20 protein-coding genes are annotated in these 20,836 nt (G+C 59.6%); 9 read left to right on the top strand and 11 right to left on the bottom strand.

Annotation, left to right across the window (positions count from 1 at the left end; all coding sequences use genetic code 11):
• Nucleotides 1-18 precede the first annotated feature (18 nt).
• From SPHFLASMR4Y_RS16165 to SPHFLASMR4Y_RS16155, 3 genes are all read left to right on the top strand, one after another.
• Nucleotides 19-762, top strand: a complete 744-nt coding sequence (locus tag SPHFLASMR4Y_RS16165; protein WP_089134950.1) for a thioredoxin domain-containing protein — start codon at nucleotides 19-21, stop codon at nucleotides 760-762.
• Between the two features lie 72 nt (nucleotides 763-834).
• Nucleotides 835-4,272, top strand: a complete 3,438-nt coding sequence (smc, locus tag SPHFLASMR4Y_RS16160; protein ID WP_089134469.1) for a chromosome segregation protein SMC — start codon at nucleotides 835-837, stop codon at nucleotides 4,270-4,272.
• A 3-nt stretch (nucleotides 4,273-4,275) separates the two neighbouring features.
• Nucleotides 4,276-4,638 (top strand): hypothetical protein, encoded by a 363-nt coding sequence (locus SPHFLASMR4Y_RS16155; RefSeq protein ID WP_145955575.1) that lies wholly within the window; start codon nucleotides 4,276-4,278, stop codon nucleotides 4,636-4,638.
• A gap of 117 nt (nucleotides 4,639-4,755) precedes the next feature.
• On the opposite strand, the gene SPHFLASMR4Y_RS16150 is transcribed toward SPHFLASMR4Y_RS16155, so the two are convergent.
• Nucleotides 4,756-5,022, bottom strand: a complete 267-nt coding sequence (locus SPHFLASMR4Y_RS16150; RefSeq protein WP_260807006.1) for a GIY-YIG nuclease family protein — start codon at nucleotides 5,020-5,022, stop codon at nucleotides 4,756-4,758.
• 186 nt (nucleotides 5,023-5,208) lie between these two features.
• Entirely contained in the window at nucleotides 5,209-5,748 is a 540-nt protein-coding gene (locus SPHFLASMR4Y_RS16145) for a MarR family winged helix-turn-helix transcriptional regulator (protein WP_089134466.1), read from the bottom strand.
• Nucleotides 5,749-5,884: 136 nt separating this feature from the next.
• Here SPHFLASMR4Y_RS16145 and SPHFLASMR4Y_RS16140 point away from each other — a divergent pair, with 136 nt between their 5' ends.
• Nucleotides 5,885-7,399 carry a DUF2306 domain-containing protein gene (locus SPHFLASMR4Y_RS16140; protein ID WP_089134465.1) on the top strand — a complete coding sequence of 505 codons (1,515 nt, stop codon included), beginning with the start codon at nucleotides 5,885-5,887 and terminating at the stop codon, nucleotides 7,397-7,399.
• A gap of 152 nt (nucleotides 7,400-7,551) precedes the next feature.
• Here SPHFLASMR4Y_RS16140 and SPHFLASMR4Y_RS16135 read toward each other — a convergent pair whose 3' ends face one another.
• The 3 genes from SPHFLASMR4Y_RS16135 to soxR all read right to left on the bottom strand — a co-directional run bounded on the left by SPHFLASMR4Y_RS16135 (nucleotide 7,552) and on the right by soxR (nucleotide 9,407).
• Nucleotides 7,552-8,190, bottom strand: coding sequence for a DUF1989 domain-containing protein (locus SPHFLASMR4Y_RS16135; RefSeq protein WP_089134464.1), 639 nt, complete (start codon nucleotides 8,188-8,190; stop codon nucleotides 7,552-7,554).
• Nucleotides 8,160-8,864 carry a guanitoxin biosynthesis heme-dependent pre-guanitoxin N-hydroxylase GntA gene (gene gntA / locus SPHFLASMR4Y_RS16130; RefSeq protein WP_089134463.1) on the bottom strand — a complete coding sequence of 235 codons (705 nt, stop codon included), beginning with the start codon at nucleotides 8,862-8,864 and terminating at the stop codon, nucleotides 8,160-8,162. The genes SPHFLASMR4Y_RS16135 and gntA overlap by 31 nt, the downstream gene beginning before the upstream one ends.
• Nucleotides 8,865-8,963: 99 nt before the next feature.
• A complete protein-coding gene (gene soxR / locus SPHFLASMR4Y_RS16125) occupies nucleotides 8,964-9,407 on the bottom strand; it encodes a redox-sensitive transcriptional activator SoxR (protein WP_089134462.1) in 444 nt (147 codons plus the stop codon).
• Between the two features lie 198 nt (nucleotides 9,408-9,605).
• Here soxR and SPHFLASMR4Y_RS16120 point away from each other — a divergent pair, with 198 nt between their 5' ends.
• The 3 genes from SPHFLASMR4Y_RS16120 (at nucleotide 9,606) to SPHFLASMR4Y_RS16110 (ending at nucleotide 11,034) form a co-directional block, all read left to right on the top strand.
• A complete protein-coding gene (locus SPHFLASMR4Y_RS16120) occupies nucleotides 9,606-10,007 on the top strand; it encodes a VOC family protein (RefSeq protein WP_089134461.1) in 402 nt (133 codons plus the stop codon).
• On the top strand, nucleotides 10,004-10,384 hold the full coding sequence (locus SPHFLASMR4Y_RS16115) for a VOC family protein (RefSeq protein ID WP_089134460.1): 381 nt from the start codon (nucleotides 10,004-10,006) through the stop codon (nucleotides 10,382-10,384). Before SPHFLASMR4Y_RS16120 ends, SPHFLASMR4Y_RS16115 begins: the two co-directional genes overlap by 4 nt.
• Before the next feature lie 149 nt (nucleotides 10,385-10,533).
• On the top strand, nucleotides 10,534-11,034 hold the full coding sequence (locus SPHFLASMR4Y_RS16110) for a GFA family protein (RefSeq protein ID WP_089134459.1): 501 nt from the start codon (nucleotides 10,534-10,536) through the stop codon (nucleotides 11,032-11,034).
• A gap of 139 nt (nucleotides 11,035-11,173) precedes the next feature.
• Here the strand turns inward: SPHFLASMR4Y_RS16110 and SPHFLASMR4Y_RS16105 are convergent, their stop codons facing one another.
• The 4 genes from SPHFLASMR4Y_RS16105 to ubiA all read right to left on the bottom strand — a co-directional run bounded on the left by SPHFLASMR4Y_RS16105 (nucleotide 11,174) and on the right by ubiA (nucleotide 15,322).
• Nucleotides 11,174-12,307, bottom strand: a complete 1,134-nt coding sequence (locus SPHFLASMR4Y_RS16105) for a zinc-binding dehydrogenase (protein ID WP_089134458.1) — start codon at nucleotides 12,305-12,307, stop codon at nucleotides 11,174-11,176.
• A gap of 25 nt (nucleotides 12,308-12,332) precedes the next feature.
• A complete protein-coding gene (locus tag SPHFLASMR4Y_RS16100; RefSeq protein WP_089134457.1) occupies nucleotides 12,333-13,268 on the bottom strand; it encodes an NAD(P)H-dependent flavin oxidoreductase in 936 nt (311 codons plus the stop codon).
• Nucleotides 13,269-13,299: 31 nt separating this feature from the next.
• Complete coding sequence (locus SPHFLASMR4Y_RS16095) at nucleotides 13,300-14,316, bottom strand: aldo/keto reductase (RefSeq protein WP_089134456.1); 1,017 nt, start codon at nucleotides 14,314-14,316, stop codon at nucleotides 13,300-13,302.
• A gap of 88 nt (nucleotides 14,317-14,404) precedes the next feature.
• A complete protein-coding gene (ubiA, locus tag SPHFLASMR4Y_RS16090; protein ID WP_089134455.1) occupies nucleotides 14,405-15,322 on the bottom strand; it encodes a 4-hydroxybenzoate octaprenyltransferase in 918 nt (305 codons plus the stop codon).
• A 186-nt stretch (nucleotides 15,323-15,508) separates the two neighbouring features.
• Here ubiA and SPHFLASMR4Y_RS16085 point away from each other — a divergent pair, with 186 nt between their 5' ends.
• A complete protein-coding gene (locus SPHFLASMR4Y_RS16085) occupies nucleotides 15,509-16,273 on the top strand; it encodes a 16S rRNA (uracil(1498)-N(3))-methyltransferase (protein WP_089134454.1) in 765 nt (254 codons plus the stop codon).
• A gap of 114 nt (nucleotides 16,274-16,387) precedes the next feature.
• Nucleotides 16,388-18,331: a proprotein convertase P-domain-containing protein gene (locus SPHFLASMR4Y_RS16080; RefSeq protein ID WP_186265979.1), complete on the top strand. Its 1,944-nt coding sequence runs from the start codon at nucleotides 16,388-16,390 to the stop codon at nucleotides 18,329-18,331.
• Here SPHFLASMR4Y_RS16080 and SPHFLASMR4Y_RS16075 read toward each other — a convergent pair.
• Both SPHFLASMR4Y_RS16075 and SPHFLASMR4Y_RS16070 read right to left on the bottom strand, forming a co-directional pair.
• Nucleotides 18,328-18,783 (bottom strand): YaiI/YqxD family protein, encoded by a 456-nt coding sequence (locus SPHFLASMR4Y_RS16075; protein WP_089134949.1) that lies wholly within the window; start codon nucleotides 18,781-18,783, stop codon nucleotides 18,328-18,330. The two genes, SPHFLASMR4Y_RS16080 and SPHFLASMR4Y_RS16075, sit on opposite strands and share 4 nt — an antisense overlap.
• 20 nt (nucleotides 18,784-18,803) lie before the next feature.
• Nucleotides 18,804-20,768, bottom strand: a complete 1,965-nt coding sequence (locus SPHFLASMR4Y_RS16070; RefSeq protein WP_089134452.1) for a DEAD/DEAH box helicase — start codon at nucleotides 20,766-20,768, stop codon at nucleotides 18,804-18,806.
• Between the last annotated feature and the right edge of the window lie 68 nt (nucleotides 20,769-20,836).

The following is a 20,836-nucleotide window of genomic DNA, read 5'->3' as shown; positions in this document are numbered from 1 at the left end:
TCACAGCAGGAACAGAATATGCGCACATTCAACTATATTGCACCTTTGGCCCTTGCACTGGCGCTGACTGCTTGCGGCGAAGCAAGCGAGAGCGAGGCCGGAGCCAGCGCTGCCGGTTCGATCGAAGCGGTCGAGGCGCCCGCCGGACAGAAATGGTCTGAAACGGTTTCGAAAACCGAAGCCGGCGGCATCGTCATGGGCAATCCCGACGCACCGCTCAAGCTGGTCGAATATATGTCGATCACCTGCTCGCACTGCAAGGACTTCGGCGAACAGGCCTTTGTGCCCCTGCGCGACAATTATGTCGAAAGCGGCCGGGTCAGTTTTGAAATTCGCAATTTCGTGCGTGATCCGCTCGATCTCTCCGCAGCGATCCTGTCCCGCTGCGGCGGCGAAGGGCCGTTTTTCCCGCTGACCGAACAGGCCTTGAGCTACCAGGCGACGATGTTCGAGAAAGCCCAGGCCATGGGCGAAGCAACCTACAGCAACATTCTCGGCTCGGCACCGGATACCCGTTTTGTCCGTCTTGCCGACGAACTCGGTCTGATCAGCTTCTTCCAGCAGCGTGGCATTTCGGAGGATCAGGCCAAGGCCTGTCTCGCCGACAGCGCAGCAGCCGAAGCACTGATGAACAATACGCAGAAAGCGGTCGAGGAATATGATATCCAGGGAACTCCGACCTTCCTGCTCAACGGGCAGAAGATTGACGGCACCAACTGGGCCATGGTCGAAGCGAAACTGAAGGAGGCCGGCGTCAGATAGGCGCTGGACCAGTCGCAAGAGGGGGCGCGCATTGCAAGGGGTGACTGACACAGTCGGCGCGGGAGACATTCCGTGCAAATAAAGAAGCTCAGACTCTCGGGCTTCAAAAGCTTTGTCGACCCCACAGAACTGCGCATTGAAAAAGGGCTGACCGGGGTGGTCGGCCCCAATGGTTGCGGCAAATCGAATCTGCTCGAGGCCATCCGCTGGGTGATGGGCGAAAATAGCGCCAAGTCGATGCGCGGCGGCGGCATGGAGGATGTGATCTTCGCCGGCACCCAGGACCGGCCCGAGCGTCAATTTGCCGAAGTCGCGCTGACCGCCGAGCGCGAAACCAATGACGTATCCTCGCTCCACGCCGGCGACAATGACAGCGAACTGGAAATCGTCCGCCGGATCGAGCGTGGCGCGGGCTCTGCCTATCGTGCCAATGGCACCGATGTCCGGGCCAAGGATATCGCGCTGATCTTCGCCGATGCCGCCACTGGCGCGCACAGCCCTGCCCTGGTGAGCCAGGGTAAGATTTCCAACATCATTTCCTCCAAGCCCGAAGCGCGCCGCGAAATGCTGGAGGAAGCGGCGGGAATCTCGGGCCTTCATGTCCGGCGCAAGGATGCCGAACAGAAATTGCGCGCAGCGGAAAAAAACCTGGCGCGCCTCGACGATATCCTCGGCGACATGGAGCAGCGCGCCGCCAATCTGCGGCGGCAGGCAAAGCAGGCAGAACGCTACAGGAAACTGAGCGCGGAAATCACGCTCGTCGAAGGACGCCTGATCTATGCGCGCTGGAAAGAGGCAGCAGCGGCCTCTGATGCCGCCAAGGCGGAAGCCGAGGCGGCGGAAGCAAAAGTCACTGCCGCGCAGAATGAACAGCGGGCCGCGGTTGCCGCACAGAATGAAAGCGCCAAGGCGCTTGGTGTTTTGCGCGCCGAAGTGCAGCGCACACGCGAGGAAGCCAGCGAGTCCAGCCACCGGCTGCTGACTTTGACCAATGAACGCGACAATCTGAAATCGCGGCTGCTCGACCTGCAGGCACAGGCGCAGCGCATCCATGAGGACAATGCCCGCGAAGACCAGTTGACCCGGGATGCGATGGAGGCTCTGGCCCGGCTCGAACAGGACGAAAAGCGGCTGGCAACGGAACTGACCGACCTGAACCAGGAACGGCCCGATCTCGAACGCGCTGTAGAACGATCGGAACGCGCGGCCAGCGAAGCCGAGGTCGAGCTGGCCAAGGCGGTCGCCGAAGAAGCGCGGATTCAGGCGGAAATCAAAGTCGCCAATGCCGCCGTCGATGCCGCACAGACACGCCACGACCGGCTGGCAGTGGAGCTGGACCGGCTGAACGCCGAACGCGCCGAGATGGGCGATGAAGGAGAGTTACAGGCGGCCCTGGCCGAGGCGGTTGCGGTACGCGACGCGGCGCAAAAGGCAGCCGAAAGCAGCATCGGCAGCATCGCATCGCTGGAGGAACAGCGGGTCGAGGCAACGGCCGCACGCGATGCCGCACAATCCGGCCTCGCCACGCTGAAAGCCGAACTGGCCGGCCTGCAATCCGAACATGACGCGCTGGATCGGGAACTGTCCAGGGCCGAAAGCACAAACAAGGCAATCGATCAGGTAAAGCCGGCACCGGGCTATGAACGGGCGCTAGCGGCGGCGCTGGGTGATGACCTGCTGGCATCGATCGGCGAAGATGGCGACCGCTTCTGGGCCGGAGCAGATATTGTCGTTTCCGCCGAGGGCCCTGACGGCACAGAGAGCCTGCTCGACAAGGTCCAGGCTCCGACGGAACTGCACAATCGTCTGTCGCAGATTTTTGTTGCTGGGAGCGACACCGGCCAGAGGCTTGCGGTCGGCCAGCGGCTGGTGACCAGAGCGGGAGCGCTGCGCCGCTGGGACGGTTTTGTCGCCCGTGACGATGGCAATGCCAGCGCCGAGCGGCTGGTCCGCGCCAACCGGTTGCGGGAATTGCAGGACCTGCTGGTCCCTGCCGGCACCAAGGTTGCCGGCGCGGAAGCGGCGCTTGTCGAGCGGCGCGAGACAATATCGACGATCGAGACGGCGCTGGGCGACGCGCGCACTGCGCAACGCGACGCCGAGGAAGCCCTGCGACAGGCGCTGCGCGAAGCCGATCAGGCGGAAGAAGCGCTGGCCTGGCTGCAAAAGCGTACGGCCAGCCTCGCCGAGCGTGACGCGGCGCTGAAGGCGGAAGCCGCCACAGCGCTCGCCGAGTTGCAAGCCGCACAGAAGGAACGCGCCGGTCAGCCCGATGGCGCATCGCAGGAAAAAGCCCGCGCCGCTCTGCAGGACCAGCGCGATACAGCGCGGCAGCAGGTCATGGCGGCGCAGGCGGCGCTCTCCGGAATCGACCAGAAACTGGCGCAGGTGAAGGAGCAGAAAGCCGTTGCCAGCGCTCAGATCCGGTCCTGGCAGGACCGCTCGGGAGAAGCCGAAGCGCGCATGGCCGAAATGGCCAAACGCGCCAAGATGATCGAGACCGAAGTCGAAAATCTCGCCGATCGTCCGCGGGTGATCGAGGTGGAAGTGACCCGGTTGACCGAACAACAGGAAGCGCTGGATGCCAAGGTCGTGGAAAAGGACGCGGCGCTGCAGGCCGCCGAACTCGCCCAGCGCGACCATGAGGACCGGCTCAATCAGGCCAGCGAATTGCTCAGCCAGGCCCGCGAATTGCGCGCCGGCGCCAAGGCACGCGCCGAAAACCAGGATTTGCGCCGCATGGAAATGGGCCGCATTTCCTCTGAAAAATTCGAATGCCCCGCTGTGGTATTGCCCAAGAAGCTGGAATTCGACGAACATGGCGTCGGCGATGCATCCGAAGAATCGGCGGAGCTCGAGCGGCTCACTCTCAGCCGTGAACGCATCGGTCCGGTCAATCTGGTCGCCGCCGACGAGCTGGCTGAACTGGAAGGCGAGTGGGAAATATCGACGAAGGAAAGCCAGGACCTGAACGAGGCAATCCACCAGTTGCGCGGTTCGATCGGCAGCCTCAACCGCGAGGGCCGGCAACGGCTGCTCGCCGCCTTCGAGGAAGTCGACCGCCATTTCCAGCGCCTGTTCGCAACCCTGTTCAACGGCGGCAAGGCCCATCTGGAAATGATCAACAGCGACGATCCGCTGCAGGCGGGCCTCGAGATCATGGCCCAGCCACCGGGCAAAAAGCTTACCTCGCTGACTTTGCTATCGGGCGGCGAACAGGCGCTAACCGCTGTGGCACTTATATTTGGATTATTTCTAACCAATCCGGCACCAATCTGCGTCCTCGACGAGGTCGATGCGCCGCTCGATGACGCCAATATCGAGCGGTTCTGCGACCTGCTCGACAAGATGGTCGCCGAGACCAACACCCGCTACCTGATCGTCACCCACAATGCCGTAACCATGAGCCGTATGCACCGCCTGTTCGGCGTCACCATGATCGAACGCGGGATTTCACAGCTGGTGTCGGTCGATCTGAACGCTGCGGAAGAATTGCTGGCGGCGGAGTGAGTTGTGTCCTTGCGAAATGCCAGACCTAAGATAAAAATCTCCCAGTTGAGAGAAATTGGGTGGGCGTTTTGGGATCCGATTGGACTCAAGGACCATCGGGAAGATTGCGAAGACGAATATGATACCTATCTGCTCCGAGCGGCAGGCATGATTTGGCATAACGCACCTCAAGAAGAAGTTGTCGATCATTTGGTTGATATTGAGCAAAACTATATGGGTATGCCGGATGGTGGTTCTGAAGCAGCCACGATGACCGCGGCCCACATCCAAAGCTATTTGAAAACCGTGCCGACCTCTGCCGTCAGGGGTGAGCCTGTCGAACCCCGCCTCTGGTCTGTCAATACGGTTCCCGGTCGGCCGAAATAATAGGTTTCAGTCACCTGCCCGTTGCGCCGCGCAGCGCCCTTCGACAGGCTCAGGGCTAACGGAATTCATGATCACTATCCCTGCACCGTCAGTCCTGAGCCTGTCGAAGGACGCCTATCATCTATCGCTGCGGTTTCTGGCAAGCGCACAGAGCAAATCCCAGTCACCATCGATCAGCGCCTGTTTTTTGGCTCTCGTCCAGCCCTTGATCCGTTTCTCGGCCTCCAAAGCCTCGTAACGGGTCGGGAAATTCTCGGACCAGACCAGCTCCACGGGGCGTCTTTTATACGTATATCCGGTAAAGATACCGCTCTGATGCTGGGCAACGCGTTGCTCCAGATTGTCGGTATGACCGGTGTAGAAACTGTGGTCTGAACATTTCAATATGTAGGCGTAGAAGGCCATGACTGTTATTAATCGATAGACGCCCTTCGACAAGCTCAGGGCTAACGGAAAACGCCGATTGACCGCTTCTATCAAGTTCTCAAGATGGCCGCTCTGACAACCCGACATCCGTTAGGGGTGAGCCTGTCGAACCCCGACACCAGCCTAAAAGTCCGGCTTAGCCGATCAGCCCCGGTCATCCGCTCCGGTTTCAACCGCTTCGAGATTGTCAAGAAAGCGCTGAATAAGCGTGCACAGTTGCTCTACTTCTGCCGGTGCGAAGCCGTGCAAAAGCTGTTGCTGTTTTTCCAGAGCCACATGCAATATCGCGTTGTGCATATCGCGACCGGACTCGGTGAGATGCCAGCCGCGGCTTCGTCCATTGGCGTGCAGTTCGCCCGCAAAAGCCAGCTTTCTTTTTGCCAGCCGGTGCAGGCAACGACTGACCGATCCTTTGTCGACGACGATTGTTTCAGATGCGCGCGCCGCAGTAATGCCGGGCTGCTGTGCGAGTATGAACAGCATGCGCCAGTCCACGGACCCCAGATCATTTTGTTCCTGAAAATAGGCTGCGGCAGCGCCGGTAAAACGGTTTGCAGCAAAGGAAAGCAAAGCCAGGGGGCTGCGCGAAAGACTGATCGTCTGCATCAGCTTTCCCGTCTGCTCGTCCTCGACTTCCGACAGGAACATGGTCGAAGGCAATATGTCTGCCGGTGGAGATGCCATAGATTTTGCTATCCGCTTTGGCTGGAGGAAACAAGACAATAGACCATGATGTTGCATATACAACTTAATGTTGCGCATGCAACATCATGGTCTATAAGCAGACAGGCAAGTTGGACGAAATATTCCGGAGAAAGAGATGAAAATTCTGTCGCGTCCAATGGCATCGAGCCTGAACCTGATCTGGATTGTCTTCGCGCTGGGCATTGTATTTTACGCGTTCATGGCAATGGAGGCCGGCAAGCATATTCTGCCATCCAACTTCGATGAAAGCCACATCGCCATGCTCGACAATGTCGAGGCCAAGAGCAACGCGGGCGCGCCTTATGCCGAGGTCGCAGCAGAGGCCCGGCAGGCCTATCCCTATTGGAACAATTTCATGGCCGGCATTACCGGCACCTATTTCGGTTTTGGCTCGAACGGGACAACCGATCCGACACGCTATTATGCATCGATGCCGGACCTGCAAAAATCCGTGCTGAGCGTGCATATGTTTCTGGGCGGCGCCTGTATCATCCTGGGGATATTCCAGTTCTGGCCAGCTTTCCGCAGAAACTACCGCAAAGCCCATCGCACCATCGGCGGGGCCTATATATTGGCGGTCTACACGATGATTTTTGCCAGCGTCTATCAGCTGCTGCACGCCGGCGTGGAAAACACCTTTCAGGGTTTTACATTCTACATCCAGCTCTGGTTCCTGGTGATCAGCACCCTGATCACCCAGACGCTGGCAATTTACTTCATCAGGAAACGCAACTTCGCTCTGCATCTTGGCTTTCAGGTCTACACATTTGTAGCCTTTATCAATGCCCCGATACAGCGTCTGGACTGGATAATATTCGGATCAATCTATCCGCACCTCACACAGGGAGAAGTCAATAATCTGGTCAATATCCTGACCTTCTGGCAGAGCTTGCTGATTGGCTATCTGATCTTTGCCTGGAACCGGGCGTCTTCGCCTGTCCGACCCCGACCCATAGCCATCACACCCCCCGGTCGTCCCCTTGCGACCTCGGTCACCTTCCTGGCCACGATCGGCGTGATCACAGCAGTGGCACAATATCTGGCCTTTCCCGGACTCGGCAGCTGGATCGTTGCAAATACTATCGTTCCTGCCAGCACATTGGCTGCGGACTCGGCATTGTTTGATGGCCAAACCCTCCAGAACATCATTTTCACGACTGCGCTCTGCATAGCGATCATCTCTGGCGTTTGGCTGATGATCCGCGACGAGAAATCGTCACTGGCGCGCAACGCCTTCTACGTCAGCTCCGTGCTGGCGGGCGCGTTCCAGATAGTTTGGGGATTGCGGCTGGGCGAGCCCAGTATGGCCGTGACGTCCGGCGGCGGATTCTATCTGGTCTCCGGCACATCGATGATTGCCTTCCCCATGATCGCATTGCTTTTCCAAAATCTGGGACGGGAAAATCTGTGGCGTGAGGTGATGGTCTTTGCGTCCAACTTCGCCTTCGCACCGGTCCTTTTGCTATGGATGCATGCGCTCTGGTATGCTCTGGACGTTATTCCCCAACACTATCTTGATGTGGGTCATGGCTATATTCTGGCCGCCGGCGGAGCCATTCTCGGCCCCACATTCACCGGATTTTTCTGCCTGTTCAATAGCCGCGAAACCCGGTCACGAGCGATAAGCTAAAGCTGCTTTTCCATGGATTTTTAGCCACCGTAATCCCCCGAAGGATCAGTTTGGCTGGACTGCCATTTGCAATGGCAGCACATTCGTCCGCCCCGCCGATGGCACGCTCACCCGGCCCGGATCAACGAGAAATTGCGCAAGGCGCTAAAGCTTTAATCCTCTGGCGCTCGCGATGCCTCATTCGGCAGCACCCGATAGTCGATCGGCTTGAACGTACCGCCATTCGACGCGTAAGCCGAGCACGCCGTCAATCCGATCACCAGATCCATTTCCGCGCGCAACCGCAAACGGTCGCCGGCCTTGCTGGTCGGCGGCAGCACTTCCAGCTTTCCAGCCTGATCGACCGGCACGTTCATGAAGACGTTGAAAGCGCAGGGGATGGCGTCTTTCTCGACCCCGAAAGGGGCCAAAGCCTCCGCCAGATTTCCGAAACAGCCGCGGTGCACCGGCTTGTCGGGATAGAAATGCTTGAACGTATCCTCGCTGCACGGCGTCAGCAGAAAGTCATGCGACCCGACCGTGTCCTCGACCAGGGTCAGCATCCGCCGTGAGCGGTTGGACCAGAGGCAATTGCCTTCGCTCAGCTGGATGGTTTCCTCATAATCGAAGGTCCGGCCATTGGACAGGACCTCCCGGATATCGTCGGCGTTGAAGGCGAGCAGATCCGAAACTTGCCCGCCATCCGGGTCGATCACGTCAAGATGTTCGCCTTTCCTCAACCGGAATGCGACACCCGAGCGCGGCGCGATGCGAAAGCTGCTCACAGGCTGCGCCGATCCTGGAAAGGACATTGCCAGTCATCGTCGACCTTGCGGCCACTATATTGCCGCGCTTCGCTGGACTCGCCATATCGGGCCAGCATCGGGTTGATGTCGCCGGCCAGCTTTTCGTCGCGGGCCAGAATGGTTTTGCGCATCTTGTCATAGCTGCCTTGTTCTCGGAGCCGTTCGAACTGGTCATGCAGGTTGAACACCAGAACCGGGTTGGAAAAACGGCGGGCGGGCCGCGATGCGTTGGGATGCAGGCCGATCACGAAAAAGGCTTCACCGCCAAAGCTGAGCGAAAAATGCGGATCATCGGGATCGGCGCTGACCCGTTCGTCATAGCTCTGGCCGCGCCAGGCATCCTTGTCCGCCATCGACTGGATCCGCTCCCACAACAGTTTCTCGAATTCGGATTCAGACAGATCTGTCGGCCCGTCAAATATGACGGCAAGGCTGCGCAACCCTTCCGACGAATCCCGATATTCCCGTGCCCAGGCGAGCAACTCGCGATGGATCTGCAAATCGTCCCAATTGCTGCCGAGACTGTGCCCGGCAATCACCTTGAGATTATCCCGCGCCAGCGCCGATTTGGCCCCGACACAGGGAAACTGCGGCTGCGAGATCATCGACGCGATGGCCTCCTGCAGTTCTTCCTGGCGTTTGGCTCGGCGACTCTGGTCGAGCAGTTCTGAGTGTTTCATGCCAGTGACTACGCGTTACATCGACAAGCGTTCCCGACCATGAACCCACCCGTTCAAAAAAACTCCCTGCGCCGACAGCCGGCGATAACAACAGGCCGTTCAGTCGCCCAGCACCAGCCGCGGCCCCGGCCCCTTCAGCCCAGCCCGGTCTTGCGGATTATAAAGCGCACATTTCTGCAGGCTCAGACAGCCACAACCGATGCAGCCATCAAGCCGGTCGCGGGTCCGCTCCAGCTCCGCAATCCGGCCGTCGATCACGCCGCGCATCGCCTTGCTGATCCGGGTCCAGTCGGCTTGGGTCGGGGTGCGCCCATGGGGCAGACCGGCGAGCTGCTTTTCGATCTCCCCGATCGTCAGCCCCAGTTGCTGGGCAATCAGGACGAAGCTCAACCGGCGAATATCCGAGCGCAGGAACCGCCGCTGGCCGCCAGCCGAACGGAACGGTTCGATCAGGCCCTTTTCCTCGTAGAAGCGGATCGCGGAGACCGACAAGCCGGTCCGCGCAGCGAGCGCGCCGATGGTGAGGGCTTTGGTTTCGGGCATGACTGGTTGCTTCCTTCAACTCTTTCCTCCCCATGCTGCGCACGGAGAGGAAAATAATCTCTTGACCTCAACTTAGCTTGAGGTTGTACGAATCGCAAGCATGGAGAATTGGCGGACTCGAAAGGCCGCCGGAAAAGCGGCAAACATGCTTCCAATTCTTCCATTCAAGCGCCGTCAACAACGCGAGGAAGACAGAAAATGAAACTCAATCAGGTCACGGTAGGATGCGTCGATTACGCCCGGTCGGTGGCATTTTACCGCCAATTCGGTCTCGTCCAGATCGTCGACTCCCCGCCCCGATATGCACGGTTCGAGACCGCCAGCGGCGAGACCTTCTCGCTTCACGCGGTCGAGACAGTCGGCGAACCGGCGACCATCATCTATTTCGAATGCGATCATATCGACGAAACCGTCGCCGAGCTGCAATCCGCCGGCATCGCCTTCGAAACACAGCCAACAGACCAGAGCTGGGGCTGGCGCGAAGCACGGCTCCGCGACCCAGCCGGGAACCCGCTCTGCCTGTTCCATGGCGGCACGAACCGCCGCTTCCCGCCGTGGCGGATCAACAATTCAATTAGTGAGAAAGGAAATGAAAAATGACCAAAGGAAAACTGGAACACGCCAATATCACGGTCACCGATCCGCAACGGAGCGCCGATCTGCTGCACGATCTTTTCGGCTGGCAAGTCCGGTGGGAAGGACCGGCAATGGCCGGGGGCAACACGATCCATGTCGGTACCGAGGATCAATATATCGCGCTCTACACCCACCCGGATGTGCGGGCGGCCGATCCCACCTTCAACAAGGGCGAGCCGCTGAACCATATCGGTGTGACCGTCGATGATCTCGATGCGGTGGAAGCGAAAGTCATCGCTGCCGGTCTCGAACCGTTCAGCCATGCCGACTACGATCCCGGCCGCCGCTTCTATTTCTTCGACTGGAACGGCATCGAGTGGGAAGTGGTCAGTTACGCCTAGCCACCTGTGAGTTCGTTAAGGAGGTATTCGTCATCCTGAACTTGTTTCAGGACCCAGAGCGGCAGGCACCACAGTAAGCGCATTGCCGCTCTGGACCCCGGATCAAGTCCGGGGTGACGAATTATCGAAAATGCGCTAGCCTTAACACCATGGCCGACCAAGTCCTGATCTCCACCTGCCAATGCGGCCAAGTCCGCTGTCAGGCTGTCGGCGGGCCGATCCTCAGCGGTGTCTGCTACTGTGATGACTGTCAGGCGGGCGCCAAAATGCTGGAAGCGCTGGACGGTGCCGCCAAAGTCCGCGAGGAAGACAGCGGAACCCACTATCTGACCTATCGCGACGATCGCTTTTCCTGCGTCAAAGGCGCGGAACTGCTGCGCGGCTATCAGAATGCACCCGACACCCCGACCCGGCGGATGGTCGCCTCCTGCTGCAACAGCGCGATGTTTCTGAAATTTGCAAAAGGCCACTGGACCTCGGCTTATGCCAGTCGGTTCGCCGGTGATGTCCCGCCCGTCGAAATGCGGACCCAGACGCAATATCGCACGTCCACCCTGCCGCTGCCCGGTGATGCGCCGGTCTACCGGGCGTTCGGGGCGAAGCTGTTCTGGCGGCTGATCACGTCGCGCATCGCGATGTTATTTGGGTAACCGTCCTTCTCCCCTGAGGGAAAGGGCCCTGTCATCCAGACCTTGTTTCAGGACCCAGAGCGGCAGGCACCACAGTAAGCGCATTGCCGCTCTGGCCTCAGGATCGGGTCCTGGGTGATGATATCCCTATCGCGAGTCTCTACAGGCTGGGATTCACCAGCACCTTCTCGCCGGTCGCCTTCTTCTCGTAGCCCTTGGCGATTTCCGGATCGATCATGTCCATCAGGCTGATCTCGCTCGAATAGTCGCTGTTGAAGATACCGTTGCGCTCTTCGACGGTAAACATGCGCATTTCCATCATCCGGTCGCGGCCGACCTTTTCCAGATGCGGGGTGAGCAGCCAGCCGCCGACGCCCCAGTAGAGGCCGAGACCACCGCCAAGAATGGTTTCGCCGGTGTCGAGACGGCCATAGATATAGACCTGCTTGTGGACGGTCGAACCATAGACGCTGAATTCCGCGCCGCGCACGGCCGCCGCCTTTTCCATTGCGGTCAGGATATAGCTCGCCATCTTGCCGCCGCCGATGGCGTCGAAGCCAAGCGTCGCGCCGGTTTCGGCCAACGCCGCGATCAGCTTCTCCATGAAGTCGCTCTTGCTGCTGTCGATCACGTGAGTCAGACCGATATCGGTGAGAATTTTCTTCTGTTCATCGCTGCGCACGATCGCGACCAGATCGATCCCTTCCTTGAGACACAGCTTGGCCAGCATTTGCCCGAGATTGGACGCTGCTGCGGTATGGACGAGCGCTTCATGGCCTTCCGCGCGCATGGTGTTGACGAAGCCCTGAGCGGTCATCGGATTGACGAACAGCGACGCGCCTTCCTTAGCGGGTGCCCCTTCTGGCAAAGGCACGCACATGGCCGCGGGCATGACGCGATGGGTGCGATACATTTCGCCGCCAACAATCGTCACGACCTTGCCCATCAGTGCCTGCGCCGCGTCGGAAGAACCGGCGGCAACCACTGTGCCTGCGCCTTCGTTACCAGCGGCCAGTTTCTTGCCCGCACGACCCTTGAAGAACGGCTGCATCGCCGCATCGACATCCGCTACCAGCGCCGGATGGCCGTCGACGGTTTCGCTACGCACCGTGTCCATATTGGCGGCGGCGGTCAGCAGGCCGAGATCGGAAGGATTGATCGGCACCGCTTCCATCCGGACGACGACTTCATGCTCTTTCGGCTCGGGCACGTCATAGGGTTCGATCGACAGGATCGATTTGCCGTCCTCGGTGACGGTAGTGAACAGTTGCTTTGCGTCGGGAAATTGACTCATAGGGATATTCCTCTCTTCTGTGTTTCTAGAAATTTCTGTCGGCGGCAAGCGCGCCCAGTCCTGCGGTGATTTCGAAAAATTCGCTCACCGTTTCGTCGATAATCTGTTTGGCAGTTTTCACCTCGTCAATCAAACCGGAAGATTGTCCGGCGAGACCTACGGAGGCTTCCATATCGCCACCGAAATAGACATCCATGATGCCCTTGAACGTATCCGGCGGCATCACTCCGTCCTCGTGGATTTTTGCGGTCCGCTCGGTCTTCAGCGCGCGGATGCAGGGTGAGGCTTTCTTGTTGAGCACATAGGTGCCGGTCTCCTTGGCATCGAGTATCGCCTGCTTGTAATTATGGTGCACGGGGCTTTCTGCGCTCGACACAAAACGCGTGCCCATCTGCACCCCTTCCGCGCCCAGCGCGAAAGCCGCAGCCATCCCCTTGCCGTCGGCAATGCCGCCTGCAGCGACCATCGGGATATCGGTCTGTCGCCGGATCGCCTGCAACAGCACCAGGGTAGAGACTTCCTCGGGATTTTTGAAACCGCCACCTTCCGCGCCCTCGACGATCAGACCGTCGACGCCAGCCTCGACACACCCCATTGCCGCAGCAACGGTCGGGACCGCATGATAGACCACGATCCCCGCTTCCTGCAGCGGCCCGACAAATTTGCGCGGACTGCCGGCCGAGGTTGTCACGAATTTCACGCCGGATTCACAGACGCGGGTCAGAATCGCCGGGTCTTTCAGGAACATGATCGGCAGATTGACGCCGAACGGGGCGTCGGTCAATTCCTTCATCTTCTCGATCTCGGCCATGCAGGCTTCGGTCTCTCCCGACGAAGTCTCGATAATACCAAACCCGCCGGCGTTACACACAGCCGAGGCCAGTTGCGAGCGGGCGATCCAGCCCATTGGCGCCTGTACGATCGGATATTTCGCGCCGCAATGTTCGAGGAAACGGTTCATAGATTGTCTTTCTGTTTCGGGCTTCAGGCGCTCAGCCCATCGGGTACATGATTTCCCGGCTGATCTTGTAGATCCGCTTCATCATCTCGGGGCTAAGCTCGAGATCGGCGGCTGCAAAGATTTCGGGCAGCTGGTCGGTGTGGGTTGCGCCAACAATGGTGGAGGCGACGAAATCATGCTGCTTGGACCAGGCGGTCGCGAGTGTCACCGGGGCAACGCCCAGCTCCTCGGCAATAGCCATGAACCGTTTGGTCGATTCTTCCGACTTGGGATTGACGAAACGCTCCGCCATTTTCTTCTGCCGACCGCCCATATTCAAATAAGCCGAAAAACGCGCGCCTTCCGGCATCGCGCCGTCATTATATTTGCCCGACAGGGCACCACCGGCGAGCGGCGAATAGGGGATCAGGCTGACCCCTTCCATCCGGCAGACCTGCGCCAGTTCATCCTCGAACCGGCGATTGTTCATGCTGAAATTATTCTGGATCGTGCAATAGCGGGTGACGCCCAGCCGCTCGGAGGCTTCCAGCGATTTCATCAGCCCCCAACTGGTTTCGTTGGAGCAGCCGATCGCGCGGATCTTGCCCTTGCGGATTTCCTCGTCGAGCACTTCCATTGTCTCGTCATAAGCCGTGCCATGATCGGGCCAGTGGGTCTGGTAGAGATCGATATAGTCGGTTTGCAGCCGCTTGAGGCTGTCATCCAGCGCCTTGACAATATTGTGGCGATCGAGGGCCGTCATACCGGCACGCTGCGCCGATTCTATCCAGCCATGGCTGGGACCGGACACTTTCGTGGCGATGATCAGGCTGTCGCGATCCTTGCCCTTCATCCAGCGGCCGACGATCTTCTCGGTTTCCCCCGCCCATTCCCGCTTTGGTGGGACCGGATAATTTTCTGCCGTGTCAAAGAAATTGATCCCCGCCTCGACCGATTCGTCCATGATCCGGTGCGACATCGCTTCGTCCGCACCGCTGCCAAAGGTCATCGTGCCCATGCAGATTTCGGATACATAGATCGGGCTTCGGCCCAGGCGGCGTTTCTTCATGCAAATATCTCTGGGAGACTGGATTAGTTATTCGATTAAACAGCATAGCTCTCATGGGTTGCGAAACGCAATCCAATTTCTCCGGACGCTAGCCCGCCAGGCCGAGAACCACGCAAGCAAGAAACATCAACAGACCGGCAAAGCGGTTGGACCGGAATTTGGCCAGTGCATCATCGCCATTGCCGGTTTTCAGTGTCGTGACCTGCCAGAGGAGGTGCAGCCCGACCGGCACCAGCGCCACAAGACCCAGCCAGTGCGGACGCATCATCCATAATGCTCCGGCCCAGCTCGAGAGCGCGACAAGATAGAAGAACAGCACGCCAAAGCGCACATTCTCGCCCAGCCGCAGCGCGCTCGACCGGATACCGACCAGCGCGTCATCTTCCCGGTCCTGCAGCGCGTAGACCGTGTCATAGCCGATCACCCAGAATATTGACCCGCAATAGAGCAAGACCATGGCCCAGTGAAACTGCGGCACTATCGCCAGCCAGCCGACCAGCGCGCCCCAGCTGAACACCAGCCCCAGCCAGGCCTGCGGCCACCAGGTGATGCGTTTCATGAACGGGTAGGCGGCCACCAGCGCGAGGCTGCCCAGCGCAACCAGCTTGGCGGTGGTGTTGACCTGAAACCAGACGGTCAGGCCGATCAGGCACAAAATCCCGAGCCATATCCAGGCCGCTTTCAGCGATGTGGCACCACTGGCCAGAGGCCGCGAGCGGGTTCGTTCCACCTGACGGTCGAGATCGCGATCGACGATATCATTATAGACACAACCCGCGCCGCGCATCGCGATCGATCCGAGCAACAGCCACAGCAGCAGGTCCCAGCGCACGACCGCACCGCCAGCCAGCGCCACACCCCAGGCGCAGGGCCAGAACAATAGCCACCAGCCGATCGGGCGGTCAAAGCGGGCGAGCAGGGCGAAGGGCCGGGCTGCGGTCGGCAGCAGGCCGACAATGCCCCTATGTTCGGAATCGGGGACGATTTGGTTGGACGGATCGGACATGCCAGTCGCTTATCGCCATTTCCCTGGTTCGTCATCCTGAACTTCTCTCACGCCTCATCCTGAACTTGTTTCACTCGTCATCCTGAGTTTATTTCAGGACCTCCCTCGGACATGTGCATTCTTCCGAAAGAGATGCTGAAATAAATTCAGCATGACGAAAGCAGAAGCGAGCGCTAAACATTCTCCATGCCAGCCACACCCGCCTACCCGCCACAAAGCGCCCCGCGTCTCTATGTCGATCTCGCGCTCGCTGACGGCGCCGAAATCCGGCTCGACGGCAGCCATGCCCATTATCTGCTCAAGGTCATGCGGATCAAGCAGGGTGATCCGGTGAAGCTGTTCGACGATCGTAGCGGTGAATATCTCGCCCATGTTGCAGCCCTTGGAAAACGCGACCTGATTCTGACCATCGATGGCAAGACCCGCGAACGGGAAGCGGTTCCAGACCTCTGGCTGTGCACCGCGCCGATCAAGAAGGACCGTTTCAACTGGATCGCGGAAAAGGCGACCGAACTGGGCGTCGCCAAAATGATTCCGGTGCGGACCGAGCGCACCCAGAGCCCCAATATCAAGCACGAGAAACTGCGTGCCCATATGATCGAGGCAGCGGAACAATGCGAACGCACCGCCCTGCCGATACTCGATCCGCTGCTAAAATTGACCGACCTGCTCGAGCAATGGCCCGCCGACCGCCATCTCTTCTTTGCCGACGAGCGCATCCATGAAAGCGGCGAAGGCAGTTTCCGCAAGGCGCTGGTTGCCCATGACGGCCCGGCCGCGATCCTGATCGGTCCGGAAGGCGGTTTTTCCGATGCCGAAAACGCGTTAATCCGCGCCCTCCCCCAGTCGGTGCCGGTCTCGCTCGGTCCCCGGATATTGCGCGCCGATACTGCGGCGCTCGCTGCCATCAGCCTCTGGATGGCCGGCCGCGGAGACTGGAATCCGGCCTGATTGGGCACGTCTGGGTCGCCTCCTGCGATGTAACCTGCCTGCAATACTTGTAAAACCTTTCCTTGCTGTCGCATGGTTAACCATTAATTAGCCCTGGCGGGATAGGGAATGCCCATGTTTTTGGGGAAATCTTTCGGGGGCCAGAGCCGATTGACCGTTCACGCATGGATGTGGGGACTGCTTTGCCTGTGCGCGACGCTTCTGTTCGCGGGAGCGCGGGCCGAAGCCCAGACCGTAACCACCTATTCGAACAGCAGCACAGCCTCGATCCCGGACAATGCCTGTCCGGCGACAGTGGATCGCTATTTCAACGTCGGCACAAGCTACATAATCGGCGATGTCAATATTGGCGTCCTGCTGGACCACACCTACCGCCGCGATCTGGAAATCAGCCTGACCTCGCCCGGCGGTACCGTCGTCACGCTGATGGACTATGTCGGTGGGAGCGCGAACAATCTGAATGTCGAGTTTGACGATGAAGGCAATGACGGCTCCATCGCTTCGCACACATCCAATGACTCCCTCACACCGGTATATGCCAGCAGCAGAACGCCGCAGAACAGCCTGTCCGCCTTTGACGGGGAAAATGCCTTTGGCACATGGACGCTCAGGATTTGCGACCAGCAGGGCATTGATACCGGATCCTTTCGCCGGGCCGACCTCTACATAACCCAGCTTGCGCCGTCAGCGGACCTGTCCTTGACCAAAAGTTTTGGCGCAACGTCCACCAACACCGGACGATATACGTTATCGGTGACCAACTCTGCGACATCGGAACTGACAGCAACCGGTGTCACGGTCAGCGACAATCTGCCGGCCGGCGTCACCCTCACCGGCACATCGGGCACCGGCACCTATAGCGGCGGAATTTGGACCCTGGGCACTGCCATAGCGCCGGGACAGACAGTCACGATCGAATTGAGCGTCACCATCACCGCCTCGTCCGGAACCATTACCAACACCGCGCAGATCCGCACCTCATCAGCCTATGACCATGATTCCACGCCCAATAACGGCGTAACCAGCGAGGATGATTATGCCAGCGTCAGCTTCACTGCCGGTGGTCGTCTGCCGGGCTATGTACCGCCGCTGACTTCCGTTTGCTCCACTGCCAACCAGATCCAGTTCAGCTGGGCCTCTCCGACCGCATGGTCACCGTCCGGTTCGCTCAGTCAAACCTATAATGTGTCGGGCCTGGGCAATATCCTGTTCAATGTCACCCAGCCGCCAAACGGTTTCATCAACGGTACCCCGGAAATAACCACCAGCAATTCGGGCGGCGGTGCGTCCGGCACCCGGGCACTTTATTTCTATATGAACAACGGCAACGAGACGCACAGTTCGAGCACGACCCTGACGCTGCCGGTTGCCGTTCCTGGGCTTCAGTTCAAGATTTTCGATATCGACTATGCTGCCAACCAGTTCACCGACAGGGTCACCGTCACCGGCACATATAACGGCAGCACCGTGCTGCCCACCCTGTCCAACAACACCGCAAATTATGTCAGCGGCAACAGCGTCATTGGCGACGGGGCATCGGGTGCCACCGATCCCTTTGGCAATGTCGTCGTCACCTTCACCTCACCGGTCGACTCGGTCACCATTGTCTATGGCAATCACCTGCCAACAACACCGACGTCTTCGGGCAATCAGGCGATGTCGATCCATGACATCACATTCTGCCGGCCGACGACCACCCTCAGCGTGACCAAGATCAGCTCGATTATCAGCGATCCGGTCAATGGGTCTGACAATCCGAAACGGATACCCGATGCCATCGTGCAATATTGCATCCTGATCAGCAACAGCGGCGCAGCGACCGCGGATTCGATTGTCGCGACCGACAACCTCTCCGGGCCATTCACCTATAATCCCGGAACCATGCGAAGCGGCAGCAATTGCGGATCCGCAACAACGGTAGAAGATGATGATGCCACCGGCAGTGACGAGAGCGATCCCTATGGGGCATATCTGTCCGGGTCCACCATCACGGCAACGGCCGCTTCATTGGCACCGGCGAGCAGCTTCGCGCTGACCTTTCAGGTTACGATCGACTAGCCAAGCCGCTTTAAGCGCACCAGTATTTCATCGAGAGACGACAGAAAGCGCGAACGGTCTGCCTTGCTGAATGGCGGCGGGCCGCCGATATTTTCGCTACCCATGCCGGCGCGCAAGTCTGCCATGATCGCCCGCGTGGCCACCGCCGCTCCGATGGAATCCGCAGTGAACGGCTTGCCATTCGATGCGACGACGGCTGCTCCTGCCTTCACGCATCGATCGGCCAGCAAGATGTCGGACGTGACCACGACCGTGCGCGCCCCGCTGCGCTCTGCGATATAGTCATCGGCTGCATCAAAGGCGTCGCTGACCACCACCCGGCTGACCAGCGGATGATTGGGCACTCGGAACGGACTGTTGCTGACGATCACCACGGCCACGCCGTGACGATCCGCCACCCGGTAAATTTCATCCTTTACCGGGCAGGCGTCCGCATCAACCAGTATCTGAATGGCACCGGTCATCGAAAGAATCAGTCCGCCTTGGACTCGCCGGATTTTGCGCCCTCATAGGGACGCTTACCGCGATGCGGCTTCTTGCCGCCGCCGCCAAACTTGTCTCTGGAGCCGGACTTGCGATCACCCTTATGGTCAGCTTTCTTATAGTCAGCCTTTTTCTTGAACCCGCCCCCGTCGGAGCCGCCTTCACCTTCCGGCTTGCGCTTCTGGTAAGGCTTGCCGCCGCCGGGCTTGTTACCCTGCTTCTTGTCGCCGAACTTGTTCTTGCCGAACTTCTTGCCGCCAAATTTCTTGCTGGCATTGCTGTAATCACGTTTGCCCGCAGCATTGTCGCCTCGCCCGCCCTTGCGGTTGCGCTTGGCTTCGTCGCGCGGTTTGCCCTCGAACTGGGTGATCACGATATCATCGGTATCATCGCCGCCGGTTTCTCTCTTTTCGGCAATGGCGGCGGTAAACTTGTCCACCACCCGTCGCGGAATTTCGAACAATGTATCGTCACCGTTGATCCGGATCGCGCCGATTTCATTCTTGGTGATATGGCCGCGGCGGCACAGCACCGGCAGCAGCCAGCGGGCGTCCGCGCGCTGGTTATGGCCGACATTCATCTTGAACCAGACCGTGTCTTCAAACCCAGGGCGCGGACCGCCTGGCGCGGGTTGCGACTGGGCACCACGATCGAGCATCTGCTCCGGCGCCGGCATTTTGGCGCGGTGCGACTGCACCAGCATTGCCGCGATCTCTTCCGGCGTTTTCTCAGCCATCAGGCGCTTCGCCAGCTCTCTATCATCGTCGTCGATCTCTACCGGCTGCAACAGGGTCTCGATCAACCGCTCCGCATCATTCTTGCGGATATCGGCCCGCGTCGGTGCGTCTTTCCACTCGGCATTGATTTTCGCGCCGCGCAGCATGGATTCAACCCGCTTGCGTCGCTGATACGGCACGATGATGACCGCCGTCCCCTTTTTACCGGCACGCCCGGTCCGCCCGGAACGATGCTGCAAGGTCTCGGCGTCGCGCGGAATCTCGACGTGGATGACGAGACTCAGGGTCGGCAGATCCAGCCCGCGCGCCGCAACGTCGGTCGCGACACAGACGCGGGCACGCTTGCTGCGCAGGGCCTGCATCGCCTGATTGCGCTCGCTCTGCGTATGTTCGCCGGACAGCGCCACGGCACTGAAGCCGCGGTCGACAAGGCTGGCGTGCAGACGGCGCACCGCCTCACGCGTGCCGCAGAACAGCATGGCCGATTCCGCTTCGTGAAAACGCAGCAGGTTGACCACGGCATTCTCCGTGTCGGCAGGCGCGACCGTGATCGCCTGATAGGCAATATCGCCATGGCCGCGATCTTCGCCGACCGTGGAGATGCGCAGCGCATCCTTCTGGTAGCGTTTGGCGAGCGATACGATCGATTTCGGCATGGTCGCCGAGAACAACAGGGTTCTCCGCTCTTCCCCGGTAGCATCCAGAATTTCTTCCAGATCTTCACGGAATCCCATATCGAGCATTTCGTCCGCTTCATCGAGGACCACCGCACGAAGGTTTTTGAGATCGAGCGCACCGCGTTCGAGATGGTCGCGCAGCCGGCCCGGTGTGCCGACGATGACATGCGCGCCGCGCCGCAGCGTCCGGCGTTCCTTCGAAGCATCCATACCGCCGACACAGGTCGCGATCTGCGCACCGGCCGGCTGATAGAGCCAGGTCAGTTCGCGGCTCACCTGAAGGGCAAGCTCGCGGGTCGGTGCGATCACCAGCGCCAGCGGCTCGACCAGAAACGGGAAACGCCCGTTGTCGTCAAGCAGTTGCGGCGCCATCGCCAGACCAAAGGCCACGGTCTTGCCGGAGCCGGTCTGGGCCGAGACAATAAGGTCGCGGCCATCCGCCTCCGGTTCGAGAACAGCGGCCTGAACCGGCGTCGGTTTGTCATATTCGTGTGCCGCAAGCGCCTCGGCGATAAGCGGGGATAATGTCGAGAAAGGCATAATATCTGTATTCCGTGGCAAATGTGAAAGCCGCGCGGAACTGCCAGTCGCCTGCGGTTTATGAAGAT

Source organism: Sphingorhabdus sp. SMR4y (assembly GCF_002218195.1).
Classification (GTDB): Bacteria; Pseudomonadota; Alphaproteobacteria; order Sphingomonadales; family Sphingomonadaceae; genus Parasphingorhabdus.
The sequence above is the reverse complement of the archived record's forward strand: the minus strand, read 5'-3'. Positions and strand labels throughout refer to the sequence as shown.

What these genes read in the sequence shown, in the direction of transcription:
- SPHFLASMR4Y_RS16110 (WP_089134459.1), top strand. Translation starts at nt 10,534, where the DNA reads ATGGCCGACCAAGTCCTGATCTCCACCTGCCAATGCGGCCAAGTCCGC.
- SPHFLASMR4Y_RS16135 (WP_089134464.1), bottom strand. Translation starts at nt 8,190, where the DNA reads ATGTCCTTTCCAGGATCGGCGCAGCCTGTGAGCAGCTTTCGCATCGCG.
- SPHFLASMR4Y_RS16095 (WP_089134456.1), bottom strand. Translation starts at nt 14,316, where the DNA reads ATGAAGAAACGCCGCCTGGGCCGAAGCCCGATCTATGTATCCGAAATC.
- SPHFLASMR4Y_RS16145 (WP_089134466.1), bottom strand. Translation starts at nt 5,748, where the DNA reads ATGGCATCTCCACCGGCAGACATATTGCCTTCGACCATGTTCCTGTCG.
- SPHFLASMR4Y_RS16085 (WP_089134454.1), top strand. Translation starts at nt 15,509, where the DNA reads ATGCCAGCCACACCCGCCTACCCGCCACAAAGCGCCCCGCGTCTCTAT.
- SPHFLASMR4Y_RS16120 (WP_089134461.1), top strand. Translation starts at nt 9,606, where the DNA reads ATGAAACTCAATCAGGTCACGGTAGGATGCGTCGATTACGCCCGGTCG.
- soxR (WP_089134462.1), bottom strand. Translation starts at nt 9,407, where the DNA reads ATGCCCGAAACCAAAGCCCTCACCATCGGCGCGCTCGCTGCGCGGACC.
- SPHFLASMR4Y_RS16105 (WP_089134458.1), bottom strand. Translation starts at nt 12,307, where the DNA reads ATGAGTCAATTTCCCGACGCAAAGCAACTGTTCACTACCGTCACCGAG.
- ubiA (WP_089134455.1), bottom strand. Translation starts at nt 15,322, where the DNA reads ATGTCCGATCCGTCCAACCAAATCGTCCCCGATTCCGAACATAGGGGC.
- SPHFLASMR4Y_RS16140 (WP_089134465.1), top strand. Translation starts at nt 5,885, where the DNA reads ATGAAAATTCTGTCGCGTCCAATGGCATCGAGCCTGAACCTGATCTGG.
- gntA (WP_089134463.1), bottom strand. Translation starts at nt 8,864, where the DNA reads ATGAAACACTCAGAACTGCTCGACCAGAGTCGCCGAGCCAAACGCCAG.
- SPHFLASMR4Y_RS16070 (WP_089134452.1), bottom strand. Translation starts at nt 20,768, where the DNA reads ATGCCTTTCTCGACATTATCCCCGCTTATCGCCGAGGCGCTTGCGGCA.
- SPHFLASMR4Y_RS16080 (WP_186265979.1), top strand. Translation starts at nt 16,388, where the DNA reads ATGTTTTTGGGGAAATCTTTCGGGGGCCAGAGCCGATTGACCGTTCAC.
- SPHFLASMR4Y_RS16115 (WP_089134460.1), top strand. Translation starts at nt 10,004, where the DNA reads ATGACCAAAGGAAAACTGGAACACGCCAATATCACGGTCACCGATCCG.
- SPHFLASMR4Y_RS16165 (WP_089134950.1), top strand. Translation starts at nt 19, where the DNA reads ATGCGCACATTCAACTATATTGCACCTTTGGCCCTTGCACTGGCGCTG.
- SPHFLASMR4Y_RS16100 (WP_089134457.1), bottom strand. Translation starts at nt 13,268, where the DNA reads ATGAACCGTTTCCTCGAACATTGCGGCGCGAAATATCCGATCGTACAG.